Source organism: Escherichia sp. B1147, from assembly GCF_001660175.1.
Taxonomy (GTDB): Bacteria; Pseudomonadota; Gammaproteobacteria; order Enterobacterales; family Enterobacteriaceae; genus Escherichia; species Escherichia whittamii.
Genome location: NZ_LFHY01000004.1, coordinates 68,863 through 83,713, shown reverse-complemented (window position 1 = coordinate 83,713; position 14,851 = coordinate 68,863). Strand labels below are relative to the sequence as shown.

Below are 14,851 nucleotides of genomic sequence, written 5' to 3'. Positions count from 1 at the left end.
GCTTATTCCCCCACCATCTCAGTATTTGCCGCGCCTGGCGGCACCATTGGGTACACTTTTTCTTCGGCATCAATGCGTACGTGGATCAGCGCCGGACCAGGGCGGTTGATCATTTCCTGTAATGCCGCCTGCGGATCGGTTTCATTATTCAAATCACAGGTTTCGAGGCCGAATCCGGCGGCAATTTGCATAAAGTTGATTTTTCCTGGATAGGTGGCAGCAAAAACGCCCTGCTTGTAGAACAGGCTCTGTTGCTGATGCACCAGTCCCAGTGCTTCGTTATTCATCAGAATGATTTTGACATCCAGCTGGTTTTCGCTGGCGGTCGCCATCTCCTGAATATTCATCATCAGACTGCCGTCACCGGAAAAACACAACACTTTGCGATCAGGATTCGCCAGTGCCGCGCCAATCGCCGCAGGCAGACCAAAGCCCATCGTTCCCAGCCCGCCAGAGGTCAGCCACTGACGTGGACGATTGAGCGGATAGGCTTGCGCCGTCCACATCTGATGCTGACCCACGTCGGTGGTGATAATCGCGTTGTCATCGACACAGGCGGCAACGGCGTTAATCAGCCCGTAATGTGTTAATGGATCGCACGCTTTCGGGATAGGACACGGGAATTCGCGCTGTAAATCAGCCACCTGTTGGTGCCACTCTGTACGCGGATGGACTTCCACCCGCGGGATCAGTTGCGCCAGCACGTCATCGACATCCGCCTGAATCGCCACGTGCGGTTGCTTAACTTTACCCAGCTCCGCGCGGTCGATATCCACATGGATGATTTTGGCGTTCGGGCAGAACTCCTCAGTTTTGCCAATCGCCCGATCATCAAAACGTGCACCGAGCACAATCAACAGGTCCGCCTCCTGCAAGATAAAGTTGGTGCTGCGCACGCCGTGCATCCCCAGCATACCCAGCGACAACGGATGTGCTTTTGGCAACATGCCCAGCGCCATTAAGGTCATGGTGGTGGGCAGCTGCGCTTTCTCAGCCAGTTCACGCACCCGCGCGGGCGCGTTAATGACGCCGCCGCCCAGATAAAGCACCGGGCGTTTGGCGGCGTTAATCATTGCCGCAGCGTTACGAATGCTTTCTTCGCTAAAGGCAGGCGTTGCGGCTTTTTCTGCCATCACGGGCTGTTCTTCAATCTCAAAAACCGCCGTTTGCACATCCTTAGGAATGTCTATCCATACCGGGCCAGGGCGGCCTGATTGCGCAATGCGGAAGGCATCGCTCATGACCTGCGGGAGTTCTTCGATATGTCTGACCAGATAGTTGTGTTTAGTGATGGGGATAGAAATGCCGTAGGTGTCCACTTCCTGGAAGGCATCTGTGCCAATCATCGAGGCGGGAACCTGACCGGTGATGCAAATCAGCGGGATGGAGTCCAGCCGCGCATCGGCAATGGCAGTCACCAGGTTGGTCGCGCCAGGCCCGCTACAGGCCATGCAAACCGCTGGTTTGCCGTCGGTACGCGCCATCCCCTGGGCGATAAATCCCGCGCCCTGTTCATGACGGGCCAGAATATGGCGGATTTGCGTGCTTTGGCTTAAGGCGTCATAGACAGGGAGAATCGAGCCACCAGGTATCCCCGTCACAATCTTAATGCCCTGCTGTTCCAGGAAATGAACGATAAATTCTGCGCCAGTAAAACGCTTACGTGTCGATGTTGTGCCCGAACTTGCCATGCTCCAGTCCTTTTCTTCTGGGCCGACTTTCCGGGAGGTGCTTAAACGAAAAACCCCGCCCGGTTTGCGCCGGCGGGGTTTTGGAATCGTGTGTTGTTCCAGTCCCTACGGCGCATTGCCGACGACCACCACCACACGCACGACGACCACTGCGGCGGATGGCGCAGTTGGTAGTAGTTTTGCGTTGAGCATGGAAATAGTCATTGGGGACCTTGTTGGTTTTGTGTTTAACAATATTTATACAAGCACAGCTTTACAGGGGAGACAATGGAAAATTTTTCATCAAGGAATAATTGGGGGGTTGATCACGTTTTGTACTGAAACGCAGGTAACAAAAAACCCCGCCGGAGCGAGGTTTCTTCAGCCGCCCACGGCTGGTAACCGCAAAGCACACTGTATTATGTCAACATAGAAAGTATACGTGTTCCGCGCAGAACGCGCAATTTCGGCACGAATTTTGACTTATTTACTGCATAGTTGAGTATCGGTCACAGTTTGCATTTTGTCTAAAAGTTACTGTTTATTTATACAGTAAAGTTCTATAATATCACTGTACGCAATGTGTTATGCGGGGCCGCATCGTTACCCGGCGCACTAAGTCCTGGCTGAAACGGGTGGTGCCGTCAGCGCCTTAACCCCGCGTGAGCACACTGTGTTATGTCAACAAGCACAACGTTTCTTCTGAAGAAGCCGCGTGCGCAACAGCTGGCAACAGGCAGCGGAAAGGTACGTCAGCTGGCAGTGCTCCTGAACCACAGGAGACGCGTATGAGCCTGGTGGATATTGCCATTCTTATCCTCAAACTCATTGTTGCTGCACTGCAACTGCTTGATGCTGTTCTGAAATATCTTAAGTAATTCAGATTCAAGCCGCACTTAAGGGGAGTGGGAAACCGCTCCCCTTTCATATTCTGCTGGCTGACTCGTGTCGGATGCGATGCTGATGCATCTTATCCGACCCACAGAATTTATTTAATCTAAAGTCCCTTCCGGCAACATTTATTGCCGCTGTTGTTTATATATTCTGCCGCTTCGTTATTCATCATTCCGTATATATATCTGGCTAACATTTATCAATGTGATAGATTCCTCTCCCGCATTTATTGAAATGCGTAGCAACTTATTCTAAATATTTTTTTAAAAGCGTCTGTGATAATGAAAAGGCATAGAAACGTCAATTTGTTATTGATGTTGGTATTACTCGTGGCCGTCGGTCAGATGGCACAAACTATTTATATTCCTGCTATTGCCGATATGGCGCGCGATCTCAACGTCCGTGAAGGGGCGGTGCAGAGCGTAATGGGCGCTTATCTGCTGACCTACGGTGTCTCACAACTATTTTATGGCCCAATTTCCGACAGGGTAGGTCGTCGTCCAGTGATCCTCGTCGGAATGTCCATTTTTATGTTAGCGACGCTGGTTGCGGTCACCACCTCCAGCCTGACGGTATTGATTGCTGCCAGCGCGATGCAGGGGATGGGAACCGGTGTCGGCGGCGTAATGGCGCGTACATTGCCGCGTGATTTGTATGAACGGACACAGCTACGTCACGCTAATAGCATGTTAAATATGGGTATTCTCGTCAGCCCTTTGCTCGCACCACTCATTGGCGGCCTGCTGGATACCATGTGGAACTGGCGAGCTTGTTACCTGTTTTTACTCGTGCTTTGTGCCGGTGTGACGTTCAGTATGGCGCGCTGGATGCCAGAAACACGCCCTGTCGATGCGCCGCGTACGCGCCTGCTCACCAGCTATAAAACACTCTTTGGCAATGGCGGCTTTAACTGCTATTTGCTGATGTTAATTGGCGGTCTGGCAGGGATTGCCGCTTTCGAAGCCTGTTCCGGTGTGTTGATGGGGGCTGTGTTAGGGTTAAGCAGCATGACAGTCAGTATTTTGTTTATTCTGCCAATTCCAGCGGCATTCTTCGGCGCATGGTTTGCTGGTCGACCAAATAAACGCTTCTCTACGTTAATGTGGCAGTCGGTTATCTGCTGCCTGTTGGCAGGACTGATGATGTGGATCCCCGGCTGGTTTAGCGTGATGAATGTCTGGACGCTGCTCGTTCCCGCCGCGCTGTTCTTTTTCGGTGCCGGGATGCTGTTTCCGCTGGCAACCAGCGGCGCAATGGAGCCGTTCCCTTTCCTGGCTGGCACGGCTGGCGCGCTGGTCGGCGGCCTGCAAAACATTGGTTCCGGCGTGCTGGCGTCGCTCTCCGCGATGTTGCCGCAAACCGGTCAGGGCAGCCTGGGGTTGTTGATGACCTTAATGGGATTGTTGATCGTGCTGTGCTGGCTACCGCTGGCGACGCGGATGTCGCATCAGGGGCAGCCCGTTTAAGCTCACGTCACCGCAGCATCGTCATCAACTCCATGGGAGAACGATGCTGCTTTATCAAGTCACGCATCACCCGCATGTGCGGCGCAGAGTGGGAATAAAAAGCTTGATAGCCAACACAAAGTACGTTGTCAGGACAATCCGCCAGGGAATGTAGGCACAAGCGATGCCAGCCGCACACCTGACACTCCCGCCGAAGTTGTACGTTTTCGCTCCTGCACCATTTTTGCAGCGTGGCGTCAAAAAGTTCGACTGATATACGACCAATATCTGCACGCACCCAACGCTCGAACAGAGCGATTAAAAATTGCCCCCACAGTTCAGCTGTCACCGAAGAAGCGGTCAGCTCGCCCCGGTCATCAAATTCTATATGGGGAATAAGTTGCACGGAGCGAAGACCCCGCTGTTTGAAATTTTGATAAAAATCGGCAGGTTGTAGCGCATCTTTATACTCTACAACCAGTTTATGTCTGTCCTCTTCAGCATTTACAACCTGACTTCCTGTCATACGACTCTCTCAATCAATACGATTAGTTGATGTATATGCGTTACAGCAAACAGTATTGCAAGAGATAACACCGCGAGAGAGATCATAAATTTGTCACGGATTACGTTAAATTGAGAAAAATCACTATTAGTCACATCCATTAAATTACGATTACGGGTATAGCGCCAAAGTATTAGCGCCACAATGGCGAGGATGCCAATAGAAATCCAGAACAACGCGCCGGCCTGATGCCAGTTGTGTTTAATTGCCAGCGCCATCAGCGCGCCATAGCCCAGCATGGTGCGAAACCACGCCAGCGATGTACGTTCTGGCTGAAGCCCGGGATCAGCAATGCGTCTGGCTTTGCGACTATCCGGCATACAGCACCAGCCCCATGACGATTACCGCCACGATCATCAATATTAAGCTGATGATTAATAAGCTGTTGGTATAGGGTAAGTCTTCTTTCAGACGCATCGCTTTTTCATTGCGTAACCAGCGCAGGTAGCCATACATCGCTAACCCGCCGGAAAACAGGCATAACAATAACGCCAGCAGTTCACGAATGACGGGCGTGGCGAAGTCTGGCGCAAGTTGATCCAGCCCGACGCCCGCTGCCAGAAATCCCAACGCGGTACGGATCCAGGCCAAAAAAGTACGCTCATTAGCCAGCGAGAAGCGGTAATCCGGCGCTTCTCCGAGGCGGGAAATTTTCATTGTTGCTCCTTTGCACTTCCACTAACGCTTTGCCTTAGCGGTTTTTTAAGAATTTCGTCCGTCCATTTCCTGATATGCTTTTGCCATCCGCTACAAGGAGGTCTGATGGGTATCATAGCGCAAAATAAAAGCAGTTCACTGGGCATGCTGTTCGGCGCCATCGCTTTATTGATGGGTATTATCCACTTTTCATTCGGCCCTTTTGCCGCGCCGCCACCAACGCTGGAAAGCATCGTGGCTGACAAAACGGCGGAAATTAAAAGAGGTCTTCTCGCCGGAATTAAAGGTGAAAAAATCACTACGGTGGAAAAAAAAGAGACGGTTGATGTCGATAAAATCCTCGATAAAGGCGGTATCGCACTGGCCATTGCCGCGCTACTCTGCGCGTTTGTTGGCGGTATGCGTAAGGAAAATCGCTGGGGCATTCGCGGCGCACTGGTATTTGGCGGCGGGACGCTGGCTTTCCATACCTTGCTTTTTGGTATCGGCATCGTGTGCAGCATTTTGCTGATATTCCTTATCTTTTCCTTTCTGACCGGCGGTTCACTGGTTTAAGCGGCCTGAATATTGCCCGCCAGGTTTCCGCCAGCGGGCATCATCGTCAGAACTTCTGTTTTTTATCCTCGACTTTCACCCCTTGCGTCGGTAAACCGGTGTCATAGTCGCGTACCACCGGAGAATAACCATCCTGTGGGCGTGGACGGAACGCCCCCATCCAGCGCGGTTGCGCATCTTTGCGCCACGGACGCAGGCTCCATTGATAACTGCGGAACGGATCGCGAATTTTGTCCATATAATCCAGTAAGGCGTCATGCAACTTGCTGCGAACGTCGGCAAAATGGATATCATCAATCACGTTTTGCAATTCATTTGGGTCGTTACGGCGATCGTAAAGTTCATCACTGGTGAAGAGGTTGAGCACCAGTTTATAGTCATCTGTCACCCAACAACGGACCGGGATAAAGCCGCCAAAGCTGTCATGCTCAATCTCATAACGGTTAAATTCCACCATTACGCCACGTGGTTCTTTCGCTGCGAGGATATTTTCCCCTGGCAAAATGTCAGGTTTTTCAATATCCGCCAGCGCCATCATTGTCGGTAGTAAATCAATATGGCTGACTGGCGTATCAACCTGTCGCGACTCCCCTTGCGGCGAACGGATGATCAGCGGAATACGAGTAATGTCGTCGTACATCGCCGCTCCTTTGCTGATGAGCTTATGCGCGCCCATCATTTCACCGTGATCGGAGGTATAAATGACCCACGTATTTTCACGTTGCTCCGGCGTTAACGCGTTGATAAATCGTCCGATCTGGTCATCAACAAAGTCGTTGCAGGCAAAATAGAGCGGATGGTGATAAAGCCCATCATCACCGACTGGCGATGGCATTGCCTGCGACCATAAACGGTGATGTTCCGGTTTGTTCACCAGGTCATCCTGCGCTTTCTCGCCCAGTTCGTAGTAAAAGTCTTCATATTTCTCTAAATACTCCACCGGACAGGTGAACGGGTGATGCGGCTCGTCATACGAAACCACCATCAGAAAAGGTTCCTCGGCGCGCGCGGGCTGTTGCAGAAAATCCACTGCCCGGTTGCTGATGCGATACGCCCAGGTAAAGGTTTCGTCGATATGGTTCGCCTTTAAATCCTCAACGCTATTTAAGCCATTGCGCCATAAGCTGATCTCTCTTTCAGTCAGTTCGCTAAGGTAGTTCGCCCCGTCATACCAGTAATCGGCGTCCCACTCCGGCGGACATTCGCCAGTGCCAAAATAATCATGGCCGTCGAGATGCCATTTGCCGATGTAACAGGTGTGATAGCCCGCATCCTTAAAGTAGCGCCCCATGGTGGAGATGTTTTTGCCCGGCGCGATGTTGTTGGTCCACGGCCCGGACTGGTTAGCGTAGATACCAGTAAACAGTCCGGCGCGTGCTGGCGTACAGACCGGTGAACAGGTGTAGGCGGAATTAAAGCGAATACCTTCCGCCGCCAGACTATCAATATTTTGTGTATTCAGCGGCTTACCGCTATAGCAACCGACCATATTGGTGGCCTGTGTGTCGGTCATAATGAACAGAAAATTGGGGCGTTTCATAGACTATCCTTAGCGTCGGAAGTAAACGTTGTGGCTGCGTCATGGCGATGCCGCCAGCTATCAAAAATCAGGTAGACAATGACCACGGCGGCGATGAAATAACTGACCATCGCTAACCAGCGCGTACTATAGCCACCGAATTCCGCCAGCCCGGCATAGACGCCAATCATCGCGAACAGGATGCCAAATGACGCGATCTTGACGTTTTTCCACGGCTTCATGTCCACGGCGAATGCATCTTTGAAAGTGAATGGCGTAGCGCGAGGTTTAATGAAGCCAATCACCAACATCACCACCACGTTGATACAGAACGTACAGGCCAGCACATAGAGGAAATGGAAATCGAACTTCACCAGATAGTTAATGGTGATGTAGCTGATAATGCCAATCCCCATCGCCACTTTTGCCGCCAGTGCCGGAATACGTGGGAAGAAAAACCCCATAATGATGATGGTGACCAGCGGTACGTTGTAGATGCCGTTGAGTTGCTTCATCCAGCTATATAGCCCTTGCGGCGCATTGGCGATCCACGGCGCGACCAGCACCGAAACGATGGCAATAAAAAAGCCAAATTTACGCCCGACGCTAACCAGTTGTTGTGGCTCGGCATTCTGGTTAATGATGCGCCGGTAAATGCCCATACTGAATAACGTACTGGCGCTATTCAGAAAACCGTTGAAGGTACTGATCACCGCTCCAAACAATACTGCACCGAAGAAACCCACCAACGGTACCGGCAGAACGTTATTTACCAGCGTTGGATAAGCCATATCAGCTTTCGGTAAATCCTGATACAGGTGAAACGCAATCAGCCCAGGCAGCACCAACACCAGCGGGTCGAGCATTTTCAGTACCGCCGTTAACAGCGCCCCTTTCTGCCCTTCCGCCAGACTTTTTGACGCCAGCGTGCGTTGCACGATGCCCTGATTAGTACACCAGTAAAAGGTATTTACCAGAATCAAACCGGTAAATGCGGCACCTATCGGCAAGGGATCGGTCGGGCCGCCTACTGAGTTTAATTTCTCGGCATGGACAGTCGTGAGTTGTTCAATACCTTGCAAAAAGCTACCTTTGCCCATCGCGATCAGGCCGAATATCGGTACCATCAATCCACCGATAACCAGCCCAATACCGTTGATGGAGTCCGCCACCGCCATTGCGCGCAGCCCGCCAATCACCGCATACAGAATCCCCGCCAGACCGAGCAAAATCACCAACAACCAGATAGCCGCGCCATCGGAAAGTTGTAGCGATTCACCCACGTGAAACAAGCTGTTGAGCGCCAACGCGCCGGAGTAGAGAACAATCGGCAGAAAGCAGACACCGGTGGCAATGAGGAAGCAGAAGTCGATGATAATACGCGTAGTTTTATCATAACGTTCCTCAAGGAAATCGGGGATGGTGGCAATTCCGCGCTTCAGGTAGCGCGGCAAAAAGATTAGCGCAAGGAAGATCAGCGTCACCGCAGAAGTGACTTCCCAGCCCATCACAGACATGCCACTTTTGTAGGCCTGCCCGGAAAGGCCGACCAGTTGTTCCGTGGAAAGGTTGGTTAACATTAACGAAGCGGCGATGACCGGCGCTTTTAGTGAACGTCCGGCAAGAAAATAGCCTTGTTGCGATCCAGTATCTGTATTGCGGACCTTCCACCAGGTGATGACCGCCACCAGCAGCGTAAAACCGACAAAACTCAAGATTTGTAACGAATTCATCTCATAGCCCTTATTTATGTTTATGTCCCGGACGCATGAATATAGGGAGAGGTAAAATGCGTCGGGTCAGGCAGTCAGATTCTTAAAATACAAACGTCATATCCCTGAACGGATTCTTTTCTGTTAAGTTCAGGTTGTGAGCATAATTCGCCGGAGGGATATTAAAATGAATGGAAAATTGCAAAGTTCGGATGTAAAAAACGATACTCCATACAATATTCCCTTATTGATTAACGAAAATGTGATCTCCAGCGGAATTTCTCTGATCTCACTCTGGCATACCTATGCCGATGAGCATTACCGCGTAATCTGGCCGCGAGACAAGAAGAAACCGCTTATCGCCAACTCCTGGGTGGCGGTGTATACCGTACAAGGATGTGGAAAAATTCTTTTAAAGAATGGTGAGCAAATAACACTGCATGGCAACTGTATTATATTTTTAAAACCGATGGATATTCACTCTTATCACTGTGAAGGTTTAGTCTGGGAACAGTACTGGATGGAATTTACCCCCACCAGCATGATGGATATTCCTGTCGGTCAACAGAGCGTTATTTATAATGGCGAAGTTTATAATCAAGAACTCACAGAAGTTGCTGAATTAATTACTTCGGTAGAGGCGATAAAAAATAATCTGGCAGTCGCTTTTCTGACGAAAATTATTTATCAGTGGATTTGTCTTATGCACGCAGACGGCAAAAAAGATCCACAACGGCGGCAAATTGAAAAATTAATTGCCACTTTACATGCCAGCCTGCAACAACGCTGGAGTGTTGCCGATATGGCCGCCACCATCCCCTGTAGCGAAACCTGGTTGCGTCGCCTGTTTTTACGCTACACCGGCAAGACACCGAAAGAATATTACCTTGATGCACGTCTGGATCTGGCGCTCTCACTATTAAAGCAAGAAGGGAACTCGGTTGGCGAAGTCGCTGATACGCTCAACTTCTTCGACTCCTTTCATTTTAGCAAAGCCTTTAAGCATAAATTTGGTTATGCGCCGTCAGCCGTACTGAAGAATACAAACCAGTCATAACCAGAATGGCGAGTGTGTAAATGACTCGATGATGTTCAGAAATACCAGGTGGAGTACCATTGACGGTAACTCCACCCAAAAAGGCGTTAACCGATACTCCAGAAAAGCACCGCCAGTAATTGCGGTGTGATAATGCGCAGGAACATGACTAACGGATACACCGTGGCGTAAGAGAGCGCCGCCGCGCCACTGGTAGGATGAAGATTATTGGCAAACGCCAGCGCCGGAGGATCGGTCATTGAACCCGCGAGCATCCCGCACATCGTGAGATAATTCATTTTGACTAACATCCGCGCCAAAATGCCAGCCGTGATCAGCGGAATTGCGGTAATCAATGCACCATAGCCTATCCAGCTTAACCCTTCACCATCCACCAGTGTATGGATAAAATCGCCGCCGGATTTCAGACCAACTACCGAGAGAAACAGTACGATACCCAGTTCGCGCAGCGCCAGGTTGGCACTTGGCGGCATAAACCAGTAAAGCTTACCAATGCTGCCGATACGCCCGAGGATAAGCGCCATAATTAGCGGCCCCCCCGCCAGCCCCAACTTCAATGCAGCCGGGAATCCAGGCACAAACACCGGAATGGAGCCCAACAATACGCCAAGCCCAATACCAATAAACACCGGTAACATCTGCACCTGTTGTAATTTTTGCTGCGCATTACCTAATACATTAGCCACGGCATCAATCGCGGACGGGCGTCCAACCAGGTTGAGAATATCGCCAAATTGCAGGCTAATATCGCTACTTGCAACTAATTCAACTCCAGCACGGTTCAGGCGCGAGATAACGACGTCATAGCGCTCCTTAAAGTGCAGGTCGCGAATACGTTTACCGAGCACATTCTCATTGGTGACCACCACGCGTTCGACGCGTAAATCTGTGCCTTTCGTTGATAGCGAAGTATCCACTTCCTGCCCAATCACCAATTGTGCATTATGCAAATCTGCAGGCTGCCCCACCAGATGCAGCAAATCGCCCAGTTGAATAACGGTCTCTGGCGAAGGCACTTTTAAGGTTTCTTCTCGTTTCAATCGTGAGCAGATAACTTTATCGCCATTGAGAATCGGCACATCTTTAATGGCTAAATTATGCAAATTAGGGTTCTCAACACGGATGTTAATCGTCCTGATTAGCGCACCGCCGTTGGTTCGCGTGGACTCGTGCTGCTGGGCTTCCGTCTCAACATTGACACGGAAAATAACCCGTAGCATCCACATGGTGAACAAAATCCCACAAATCCCAAATGGATACGCCATCGCGTAACTCATCCCCATCTGGTCAACCATCTCCATCGGTGTGCCCAGGTCGCGTAAGATTTGCTGACCTGCCCCCAGTGCTGGCGTATTGGTAACCGCGCCAGAGAAAATCCCCAGCACCACTGGAAGTGGGATATCGAACAGTTTATGTAAGATGGCCGTGACCAGACCACCGAGGATAACAACCAAAACAGCAAACAAATTGAGGCGCAACCCGGAGACACGCAACGAGGCAAAGAAGCCCGGCCCCACCTGAATCCCGATGGTATACACGAAAAGGATAAGACCAAATTCCTGGATAACATGCAGCATATCGCTACTTAATGTCATCCCCGCCTGTGACACAAAATGACCGACGATAATCCCGCCGAACAGTACGCCGCCAATGCCCAATCCAACGCCGCGAAACTTGACGTTGCCGATAAACAAACCGACGACCGCCACCAAAGCCAGAATACTGACTGTTAATGCTATATCACTCATCGTCCATTTCTCTTGAAATAACATTTTAATTACCGGGGATTATGGCTGAATCGGTGAAGCAGATTTGCCTTATGGCGCACATTATCACGGGAAAGAGAGTGCCGGAACCTCTTAAACTGGCGAAAATTAAAACATTGCTGAAGATTGCAGACAAAAAAAGCCCCACCAAACTGGCGGGGCAAAGAGAATAGCTAATTAGCTATTTAACGCGGGACGTTCGCTGATAGCGATACGCTGCGCTGCGATGGGTTCAGGCTCATTACGAATTAAATCAATATGCAGTAAACCATTAACGAAGGTTGCGCCAGAGACTTCCATATTTTCAGCCAGCGTAAAGCTCAGGTTAAACGGCTGATTCATAAGCCCTTGATGCAGCCATTTTTTCTCTTCTTTTGGCTGCTCCGGCGTGCCTTTTACGCTCAGGCGGGTACCTTCCAGTTGAATATCTAAATCTTCCTGACGAAAACCTGCCAGCGCAAGGGTAATGCGGTAGTGGTTATCGTCGCTTTTCTCAATGTTGTACGGCGGGAAGCTCTGGCTTTCACCGGCGTTTTGCAGTGCGTTGGCCAGTTTGTCAAAACCGATCCATTGACGCATCAGTGGGGATAAATCGAAATTACGCATAATCATTTCTCCTTCTAAGAAGCGAGTAAGTACCTGCAAATCCGAAGATTCGCATATGCTCCCTGACGGCGAGCATCAAATGTCAGGCCGCGCACTGCGGCCTTAGAGAATTAGTTGATTTCGATACGGCGCGGTTTTTTCGCTTCTGGAATCACGCGTTCGAGATCGATATACAGCAGGCCGTTCACCAGGTTAGCGCCACGAACATGAATGTTCTCGGCTAACTGGAATTTACGTTCAAAGTTGCGTTCAGCGATGCCCTGGTACAGATAGGTGCGCTCTTTTTGTTCGTCGGCGTGAGCACCTTTCACCACCAGCAGATTGTCCTGGGCGGTAATTTCCAGTTCACTTTCGGCAAAGCCAGCCACCGCGATAGCAATGCGGTAATGGTTTTCGTCTACCAGTTCAACATTGTACGGAGGGTAGCCGCCATTACTCTGGCTCTGGTTGTTTTCTAAGTGGTTAAACAAACGATCAAATCCAATAGCAGAACGGTAAAGCGGGGATAAATCAAAGTTACGCATAATTAATAGCTCCTGAAATCAGCGAGAATGTAAGACCTTCCACAATGGACAGGTCGGATAGCCAGAACACCCATCAGGCGCGTTCTCATTGGCTACGGTATAAAAATGGGTCTGGATATGCACTTTTCAAGTCTTTTCGACGGACTTTTTTTTGCAGTTTGTGGTCTATTGCATAGACTGAGGGGCAGCACGAAACGTTAAAGTGCGATAGCCGCCACAGTGCGACATGATGATGATGTTATTTTCAGCAAGGGATCGCTATAACACATCATGCCAACACCCACGATCAACAGATGAATTTATTATGATAAGAAATGTGTTGTTAGCGCTCATGATATGCAGCGGAATGACATTACTCGGAGGATGCTCCAGCGTAATGTCCCATACCGGGGGGAAGGAGGGAACGTATCCCGGCACCCGCGCCAGTGCCACCATGATTGGCGACAGTGACACCAACTGGGGTACGAAATCGCTGGCAGTTCTCGACATGCCATTTACCGCAGTCGTGGATACGCTACTTCTGCCATGGGATATGTTCCGTAAAGACAGTTCGTTGCGCTCTCGCGTTGAAAAAAGCGAGACCGATACGCAAGCCACCAATGCCGTTATTCCCCCCGCCAGAATGCCCGTGAACTGATTTAGCGGCCAGTTTTGGTGATCCACAGCTGGCCGGCTTCCATCCACGCCAGCCATTGACCATCCGGCGAGAAGACCACCGCGTCCGCCGAAGGTGAGTTGGCGTGATTTTCGGTTAAATATTCAACCTTACCGCTTTGCGCGTGTGCGCAGGCAATCCGATTATCCAGCACAAAGCCCAGCCATTCTCCTGACGGATGCCAGTTAAACGCCGACTGAATATCCGTTTTGTTATTGGTTAACTGGCGCAGTTCGCCGCCCTGTGGCGAGATAAGCCACAGTTGCACAATGCCGTTATCATCCCGCATCAAAAACGCGATTTGCGTTCCTTGAGGGTTACACCGCACCCAATGGCGCGGGGCGTTGACTAAGCCCGGATAAGTACGATGGTGCGTAAAGGTTAATCGTCGCTGCATAACGCCACGCGGCGGCGCGGGCAGAGTTGATTCTGTTCCGCTTAACGGCGCGTCGCCCGGCAATTTCCAGCCGTTTTCATCTTTCGGCAACTCGACAATAAACAGCTCCGGCACTTTCTCACCCTTTTGCGAAAGCGTATCGCCAATAAACGCCAAAGCGTGGTTTCCTACCCATCCTTCTTCATAAGCGCGATTGATTTCATCACTGCCCGGCTGCGGCGTGGGCGTTGTTTTGCTGACCAGCACGCACCAGTGGCTACCGCTGTATTCACGCGGATGCTGCTTTTGCACATTGACCGGACCAAACGGCGCCGCAACCCCGACGTTACGCAAATCCAACGCAGGATCGCGTTCATGCAGCACGTGGTCGTTATAGGTAAAACTCACCATTTCGCCGTTCGGGCTAAAAACATGCACATGGCTGCCGCCACGCAACGCCCCTGATGTGTACGGAATGGTAATATCCATTGCATCGAGATTGCTCATCTTGCCGCCTTCAACAATCACGCCGCGACGGTGATGGAAATCGTAATGCCATGTTTCATCAGGATTTTCAGGTCCGTGGATAAAGACATATTTCTCTGACTTCGGATGAACGGTCACCACGCCGACGTGCGCTCCCTCTGACGCCCGGTAGATAACCTCGACCTCGCCAGTATGGATATTCACGCGCTCAATTGTCTCACCGGTAAACGACGCGCCAGAAGGCCGCACGTCAAACACCAGCCACTGGCTGTCGGGTGTCCAGGTGTTGGTATTGGTGAGCAAGTGATTACGGGGAGCAAAGGTTATCTGTTTCATGGCGCGGTCCTGATACAAAACGATTCCC

The 14,851-nt window shown here is 50.7% G+C and carries 16 protein-coding genes and 1 other annotated feature; of the genes, 5 read left to right on the top strand and 11 right to left on the bottom strand.

From position 1 onward, the window contains the following. Positions 1-2: 2 nt before the first annotated feature. The gene (gene ilvB / locus A9180_RS02870) at positions 3-1,691 is read right to left on the bottom strand and encodes an acetolactate synthase large subunit (RefSeq protein ID WP_064526005.1); all 1,689 of its coding nucleotides are present in this window, start codon (positions 1,689-1,691) and stop codon (positions 3-5) included. Positions 1,692-1,796: 105 nt separating this feature from the next. After that, positions 1,797-1,895, bottom strand: a complete 99-nt coding sequence (ivbL, locus tag A9180_RS02865; protein ID WP_016159932.1) for an ilvB operon leader peptide IvbL — start codon at positions 1,893-1,895, stop codon at positions 1,797-1,799. Between the two features lie 563 nt (positions 1,896-2,458). On the opposite strand from ivbL, the gene tisB reads away from it, so the two are divergent. Next, on the top strand, positions 2,459-2,548 hold the full coding sequence (gene tisB / locus A9180_RS02850) for a type I toxin-antitoxin system toxin TisB (RefSeq protein ID WP_000060506.1): 90 nt from the start codon (positions 2,459-2,461) through the stop codon (positions 2,546-2,548). A gap of 297 nt (positions 2,549-2,845) precedes the next feature. Then, on the top strand, positions 2,846-4,030 hold the full coding sequence (gene emrD, locus A9180_RS02845) for a multidrug efflux MFS transporter EmrD (RefSeq protein WP_064526003.1): 1,185 nt from the start codon (positions 2,846-2,848) through the stop codon (positions 4,028-4,030). A 7-nt stretch (positions 4,031-4,037) separates the two neighbouring features. Here emrD and A9180_RS02840 read toward each other — a convergent pair whose 3' ends face one another. Genes A9180_RS02840 through A9180_RS02830 form a run of 3 tightly spaced genes read right to left on the bottom strand, consistent with a single transcriptional unit; the run spans position 4,038 to position 5,231 of the window. Next, positions 4,038-4,535 carry a radical SAM protein gene (locus A9180_RS02840; RefSeq protein WP_064526001.1) on the bottom strand — a complete coding sequence of 166 codons (498 nt, stop codon included), beginning with the start codon at positions 4,533-4,535 and terminating at the stop codon, positions 4,038-4,040. Further along, positions 4,532-4,894: a DUF202 domain-containing protein gene (locus tag A9180_RS02835; RefSeq protein ID WP_064525999.1), complete on the bottom strand. Its 363-nt coding sequence runs from the start codon at positions 4,892-4,894 to the stop codon at positions 4,532-4,534. The genes A9180_RS02840 and A9180_RS02835 overlap by 4 nt, the downstream gene beginning before the upstream one ends. After that, positions 4,884-5,231 carry a YidH family protein gene (locus tag A9180_RS02830; protein WP_000703955.1) on the bottom strand — a complete coding sequence of 116 codons (348 nt, stop codon included), beginning with the start codon at positions 5,229-5,231 and terminating at the stop codon, positions 4,884-4,886. The genes A9180_RS02835 and A9180_RS02830 overlap by 11 nt, the downstream gene beginning before the upstream one ends. 105 nt (positions 5,232-5,336) lie before the next feature. Here A9180_RS02830 and yidI point away from each other — a divergent pair, with 105 nt between their 5' ends. Continuing rightward, entirely contained in the window at positions 5,337-5,786 is a 450-nt protein-coding gene (gene yidI, locus A9180_RS02825) for a protein YidI (RefSeq protein ID WP_064525997.1), read from the top strand. A 46-nt stretch (positions 5,787-5,832) separates the two neighbouring features. Here yidI and A9180_RS02820 read toward each other — a convergent pair whose 3' ends face one another. Together A9180_RS02820 and A9180_RS02815 are read right to left on the bottom strand one after the other, a co-directional pair. Next, entirely contained in the window at positions 5,833-7,326 is a 1,494-nt protein-coding gene (locus A9180_RS02820; RefSeq protein WP_064525995.1) for a sulfatase-like hydrolase/transferase, read from the bottom strand. Next, complete coding sequence (locus A9180_RS02815; RefSeq protein WP_064525993.1) at positions 7,323-9,038, bottom strand: solute:sodium symporter family transporter; 1,716 nt, start codon at positions 9,036-9,038, stop codon at positions 7,323-7,325. The genes A9180_RS02820 and A9180_RS02815 overlap by 4 nt, the downstream gene beginning before the upstream one ends. A 166-nt stretch (positions 9,039-9,204) precedes the next feature. Here A9180_RS02815 and A9180_RS02810 point away from each other — a divergent pair, with 166 nt between their 5' ends. Next, complete coding sequence (locus tag A9180_RS02810; protein ID WP_064525991.1) at positions 9,205-10,074, top strand: helix-turn-helix transcriptional regulator; 870 nt, start codon at positions 9,205-9,207, stop codon at positions 10,072-10,074. 86 nt (positions 10,075-10,160) lie between these two features. Here the strand turns inward: A9180_RS02810 and A9180_RS02805 are convergent, their stop codons facing one another. The 3 genes from A9180_RS02805 to ibpA form a co-directional block, all read right to left on the bottom strand. Beyond that, entirely contained in the window at positions 10,161-11,822 is a 1,662-nt protein-coding gene (locus tag A9180_RS02805) for a putative transporter (RefSeq protein ID WP_064526105.1), read from the bottom strand. Between the two features lie 195 nt (positions 11,823-12,017). Beyond that, positions 12,018-12,446, bottom strand: a complete 429-nt coding sequence (ibpB, locus tag A9180_RS02800; protein WP_064526102.1) for a small heat shock chaperone IbpB — start codon at positions 12,444-12,446, stop codon at positions 12,018-12,020. A 110-nt stretch (positions 12,447-12,556) separates the two neighbouring features. After that, on the bottom strand, positions 12,557-12,970 hold the full coding sequence (gene ibpA, locus A9180_RS02795) for a small heat shock chaperone IbpA (protein WP_001243437.1): 414 nt from the start codon (positions 12,968-12,970) through the stop codon (positions 12,557-12,559). Then, positions 12,964-13,036, bottom strand: a sequence feature (ROSE (Repression Of Heat Shock gene Expression) occurs in the 5'-region of heat shock genes and acts as an RNA thermometer to modulate expression.). It overlaps the preceding gene by 7 nt. Before the next feature lie 238 nt (positions 13,037-13,274). Between ibpA and A9180_RS02790 the strand changes: the two genes are divergently transcribed. Continuing rightward, positions 13,275-13,607 (top strand): YceK/YidQ family lipoprotein, encoded by a 333-nt coding sequence (locus A9180_RS02790; RefSeq protein WP_064525989.1) that lies wholly within the window; start codon positions 13,275-13,277, stop codon positions 13,605-13,607. 1 nt (position 13,608) lies between these two features. On the opposite strand, the gene A9180_RS02785 is transcribed toward A9180_RS02790, so the two are convergent. Next, entirely contained in the window at positions 13,609-14,823 is a 1,215-nt protein-coding gene (locus tag A9180_RS02785; RefSeq protein ID WP_064525987.1) for a DUF3748 domain-containing protein, read from the bottom strand. Positions 14,824-14,851 lie beyond the last annotated feature (28 nt).

Bases quoted from the DNA above. Each gene is read 5' to 3' on its own strand.
- ilvB (WP_064526005.1), bottom strand. From the start codon at position 1,691: ATGGCAAGTTCGGGCACAACATCGACACGTAAGCGTTTTACTGGCGCA.
- ivbL (WP_016159932.1), bottom strand. From the start codon at position 1,895: ATGACTATTTCCATGCTCAACGCAAAACTACTACCAACTGCGCCATCC.
- tisB (WP_000060506.1), top strand. From the start codon at position 2,459: ATGAGCCTGGTGGATATTGCCATTCTTATCCTCAAACTCATTGTTGCT.
- emrD (WP_064526003.1), top strand. From the start codon at position 2,846: ATGAAAAGGCATAGAAACGTCAATTTGTTATTGATGTTGGTATTACTC.
- A9180_RS02840 (WP_064526001.1), bottom strand. From the start codon at position 4,535: ATGACAGGAAGTCAGGTTGTAAATGCTGAAGAGGACAGACATAAACTG.
- A9180_RS02835 (WP_064525999.1), bottom strand. From the start codon at position 4,894: ATGCCGGATAGTCGCAAAGCCAGACGCATTGCTGATCCCGGGCTTCAG.
- A9180_RS02830 (WP_000703955.1), bottom strand. From the start codon at position 5,231: ATGAAAATTTCCCGCCTCGGAGAAGCGCCGGATTACCGCTTCTCGCTG.
- yidI (WP_064525997.1), top strand. From the start codon at position 5,337: ATGGGTATCATAGCGCAAAATAAAAGCAGTTCACTGGGCATGCTGTTC.
- A9180_RS02820 (WP_064525995.1), bottom strand. From the start codon at position 7,326: ATGAAACGCCCCAATTTTCTGTTCATTATGACCGACACACAGGCCACC.
- A9180_RS02815 (WP_064525993.1), bottom strand. From the start codon at position 9,038: ATGAATTCGTTACAAATCTTGAGTTTTGTCGGTTTTACGCTGCTGGTG.
- A9180_RS02810 (WP_064525991.1), top strand. From the start codon at position 9,205: ATGAATGGAAAATTGCAAAGTTCGGATGTAAAAAACGATACTCCATAC.
- A9180_RS02805 (WP_064526105.1), bottom strand. From the start codon at position 11,822: ATGAGTGATATAGCATTAACAGTCAGTATTCTGGCTTTGGTGGCGGTC.
- ibpB (WP_064526102.1), bottom strand. From the start codon at position 12,446: ATGCGTAATTTCGATTTATCCCCACTGATGCGTCAATGGATCGGTTTT.
- ibpA (WP_001243437.1), bottom strand. From the start codon at position 12,970: ATGCGTAACTTTGATTTATCCCCGCTTTACCGTTCTGCTATTGGATTT.
- A9180_RS02790 (WP_064525989.1), top strand. From the start codon at position 13,275: ATGATAAGAAATGTGTTGTTAGCGCTCATGATATGCAGCGGAATGACA.
- A9180_RS02785 (WP_064525987.1), bottom strand. From the start codon at position 14,823: ATGAAACAGATAACCTTTGCTCCCCGTAATCACTTGCTCACCAATACC.